The 3,330-nt window shown below is 67.5% G+C and carries 3 protein-coding genes; 1 reads left to right on the forward strand and 2 read right to left on the reverse strand.

Annotated elements, in window-relative coordinates; translation table 11 throughout:
- Positions 1–38 precede the first annotated feature (38 nt).
- Together NTW26_03075 and NTW26_03080 are read right to left on the reverse strand one after the other, a co-directional pair.
- Positions 39–2,096 (reverse strand): tetratricopeptide repeat protein, encoded by a 2,058-nt coding sequence (locus NTW26_03075; protein ID MCX7021256.1) that lies wholly within the window; start codon positions 2,094–2,096, stop codon positions 39–41.
- Positions 2,097–2,119: 23 nt separating this feature from the next.
- The gene (locus NTW26_03080; protein MCX7021257.1) at positions 2,120–2,626 is read right to left on the reverse strand and encodes a DUF2062 domain-containing protein; all 507 of its coding nucleotides are present in this window, start codon (positions 2,624–2,626) and stop codon (positions 2,120–2,122) included.
- A gap of 170 nt (positions 2,627–2,796) precedes the next feature.
- Between NTW26_03080 and NTW26_03085 the strand changes: the two genes are divergently transcribed.
- The coding region (locus tag NTW26_03085; protein MCX7021258.1) for a diguanylate cyclase at positions 2,797–3,330 on the forward strand (534 nt) is incomplete at its 3' end.

A 3,330-nucleotide genomic window follows, 5' to 3' on the forward strand; every position in this document is an offset into this window, starting at 1 on the left:
GGTCGGCCCCTACGAGGATCTCGCGCGGTTTGTCGTATTCAATACCCCTGCGACTCGAGGTAGGTTATCAACTCCAGCGCCACCTCGTGGTCCGGGGTGTAGGGCCGGGTATCGTAGAAGCGACGGAGAAGGTCCAGCGCCTCGGCGGGCCGGTTCAACCGCTCGGCGTAGAGCCCGCCCAGCCAGAAGAGGAAGTAGGGGTCGTCGGGCGCCACCTTCAGGCCCCGCTCGACGATGGCCGCCGCGCCCGCGTAATCCCCCCGCGCCAGGCTCACCTTCATCAGGTTCCGGTACACCTCGGGATTGCCGGGGTTGAGCTCCATCGAGCGCCGCAGGTAGGTCTCCGCCGTGTCCAGGGCCGACTTGTCGCCCATCTCCACCCGCTCCAGGAAAAGCGCGCCGAGGTTCAAGAGCGCCCAGCTGTCGTTGGGGTAAACCGAGAGCGCTTGCTCGAAATTCCGCTGCGCCTCCGTGCGCATCCCCAGCTTCAGGTGCGCCAGCCCCAGGTTGGTGTAGGTGAGATAAATCTTCGGGTTGGCCCGAATCGCCCGCTCGTACTCGTCCACGGCGAGTGAGTACACCCCCTGGTCGTAGTAGATGGTGCCCAGGTTGTTGTGCAGCACGGCGTCGTTGCCGACCAGCTCCACGCCGAACAGACTCAAGGGGAGGTTGGTCACCAGGAGCCCGGGGACGACCAGGGCCAGGGCTTTCAGGCGCGTCTTGCCGCCCTCCTTCAGTCGGCGGACCAGCTCGACCGCGGCCCACACGGCGGGCGGCAACAGCAGCGGGACCACCGGCAGCCTGTACCGGGCGGTGACGAAGAAGGCGACGATGGTCAGGGAGTAGACCAGGACGAAGAGCCAGACGGCCCCCATCCGCCGTCGCCGCTCGCGGTCCCAGACCAGGGCCGCCAAACCCAGCACGACCAGCACCCCGAAGAAGTAGGACGGCGACTCCCAGCCCAGGATGATGTGGATGTTGGCCACCTGCATGATCTCGTGGCGGTGGACGAAGAGGAGCGCCTTGGTCGCCAGGAGGCCGAGCCAGCGCCCGAAGTCCTTGCCGATGTACTCGCCGGCCTTGGCCGCCCACCAGTCCGACACCTCGCCGTAGGTCATGGGGCGGACCTCGAGGCCGCTCACGTACTGTCGGCCGCCCGGGTCGCTCTTGACGTCCACCATGGGCGGGTTGACGTACTCCCCGGTGGCCAGCTCGTTGTTGCCGATGTAGAGGTTGATGCCGCCGTTGGCGGTTACGGGGACGAACTCGCCGCCGGCGACCGCGTTGTGGATGGTGGCCGGGACCACGAAGGCCAGCACCCCGGCGGTCACGAGGAGCACACGCCGCAGCCCGGGCTTCCAATTATCCTTGAGGCGCGCTCGGAGGCGGTTCCAGAAGCCCCTCGCTCCGGGCTCGACTTTTTTCCACAGGGCGAGAAAGGCCCACACCGCCAGCACCGGGGCGAAGACGAGGATATTGGCCCGTCCCAGGGCGTAGAGCCCCAGGCTCATCCCCGCCCCCAGCCAGTGGTACCACCGGTCCCCATCCTGCCCCCGGATGACGAGGTAGAGCGCCAGGGTGGCGAAGAAGACCAACAGGACGCTCATCAGCATCGCGGTGTCGTAGAGGAAGAGGGCGGGGTAGAGCGCCGCGGCCAGCCCGGCGATGAAGCCGATCTTCGGTCCGTACAGTCGTCGGCCTATGGCGGCCGTCAAAAGCACCGTCCCCACGCCGACCAGGATTCCCGCCAGGTGCGCCAGGAGCAGCAAGTGGCCGAAGAGGAGGTACACCCCGGTGAGGAAGTAGGCGTAGAGCGGCCCCATGTAGAACGAGCCCTCGAGGTACTTCGCCGCCTCCCCGTGCGGGCCGGCGTAATCCGGGTTCGTCCACGAGTCCGCCAGCGTCCAGGCCCAGTCGTCGTAGACCTCGGAGTCCATCACCGGGTGGGTGAAGGCCGGGCTCTCGGTGAGCTGGGAGAGGATGATGAGCCGGGGCGCCAGCGCCGCGACCACCAAAACCAGCACGAGCCACCGGCTCCGCCAGAAGGGACGGTCCGTCGGTTCACTCTTCACGGGGGCGGTTTTTTGCTTCGTCATCTCACCGGTACCGCGGAGGGGGTTTAGGAGGGAGGGGGAGATTTTTCATCCGACCCGGTGTCCACCAGGCGGCGACGCATCCTCAAGTGCAGCACCCGGGCCGTGAGCACCGTCAGGCCGTAGACCGCCAGGCCCACGAGCACGGCCAGGACGACCATCCCCACCGAGTAGGGCCAGGCCGCCTCGCCGAAGAGCTGCACCATGCGGCGCGCCGCCCCCTCCAACCCGATCTGGGAGAAGGAGAGCGAGGTCGTCACCTGCACCCCGGTTATCCAGCTCCCGATCTTGTACTCCAGCCAGAAGAAGAAGGGGAGGGTGAAGGGGTTGCCGAGTTGGGTGCCGAGAATGGCGGCCAGACGGTTCGAGGGGGTTATCGAGGCCAGGAGCACCGCCAGCACGGCGTGGAGGCCGATCAGAGGCGTGAGGGATATCGCGGCCCCGAGGGCCAGCCCCAGCGCCACCTCCTTGGGGTCCTTATGCCCGACGAGCCAGGAGGTGAAACGGTGCCAGATGCTTTTCAGCCACGCCACGGGCACGGGGAACCGTCCGGGTCGGGGGGAACGGGGTGATTTTAGCTGATGCCGGGCGCGGGCGCCACCCCCAAAAGGCTGGCCTCGGTCACCGCGTCGTGCTACGCTTGCCACGGTCGCGTCTTCGGGCTATCATTACACCGTCTTAATGTAACCCCCCCGGGGCCGCCATGAGCGAGTCCAGCGTCGCCGGCGCCTTCCGCGAGGTTCTGCGCCTCGCCCGGACCAACCGGAACCTGGTCGCCCTGTTCCGTGAGGTTCTCTCGCGGCTGGTGCGAATCTGCGCCTGCCGCCACCCCCGGGTGGTGCTCTACCCCGACCAGTGCCCGCTCCCCCCCGCCGACTCCGGCGACGCCTCCCAGTACGCCGTCACCCTCCCCGAGTTCCCCGAGGAGATGAAGAGCCGGGAGCCGCTCTTCTCGCTGCCGCTATACAGCCGGGGGCTGCTCTACGGCCGCCTGGACATCTTCGAGCTGGAGCGCGGGATTCTCGGCGAGAGCGACCTGGTGGCCGCCGAGGATTTCGCCGAGCTACTGGTGCGACTCTTGCGCGACGAGCTGGCCCAGCTCGACCCGGTGACCCGACTCTACAACCGCGCCTTCTTCGACGAGCAGCTCCGCACGCTCTTCGACGTCGCGGTCAAGGCGAAGACGTCCCTGGCCATGGCCCTGGCCGACCTGGACTACTTCAAGCGGGTCAACGAC

This window comes from bacterium (assembly GCA_026398675.1).
GTDB lineage: Bacteria > RBG-13-66-14 > RBG-13-66-14 > RBG-13-66-14 > RBG-13-66-14 > RBG-13-66-14.

Excerpts from the sequence above, each read along its gene's own strand:
- NTW26_03075 (MCX7021256.1), bottom strand. The coding sequence starts at position 2,096 with ATGACGAAGCAAAAAACCGCCCCCGTGAAGAGTGAACCGACGGACCGT.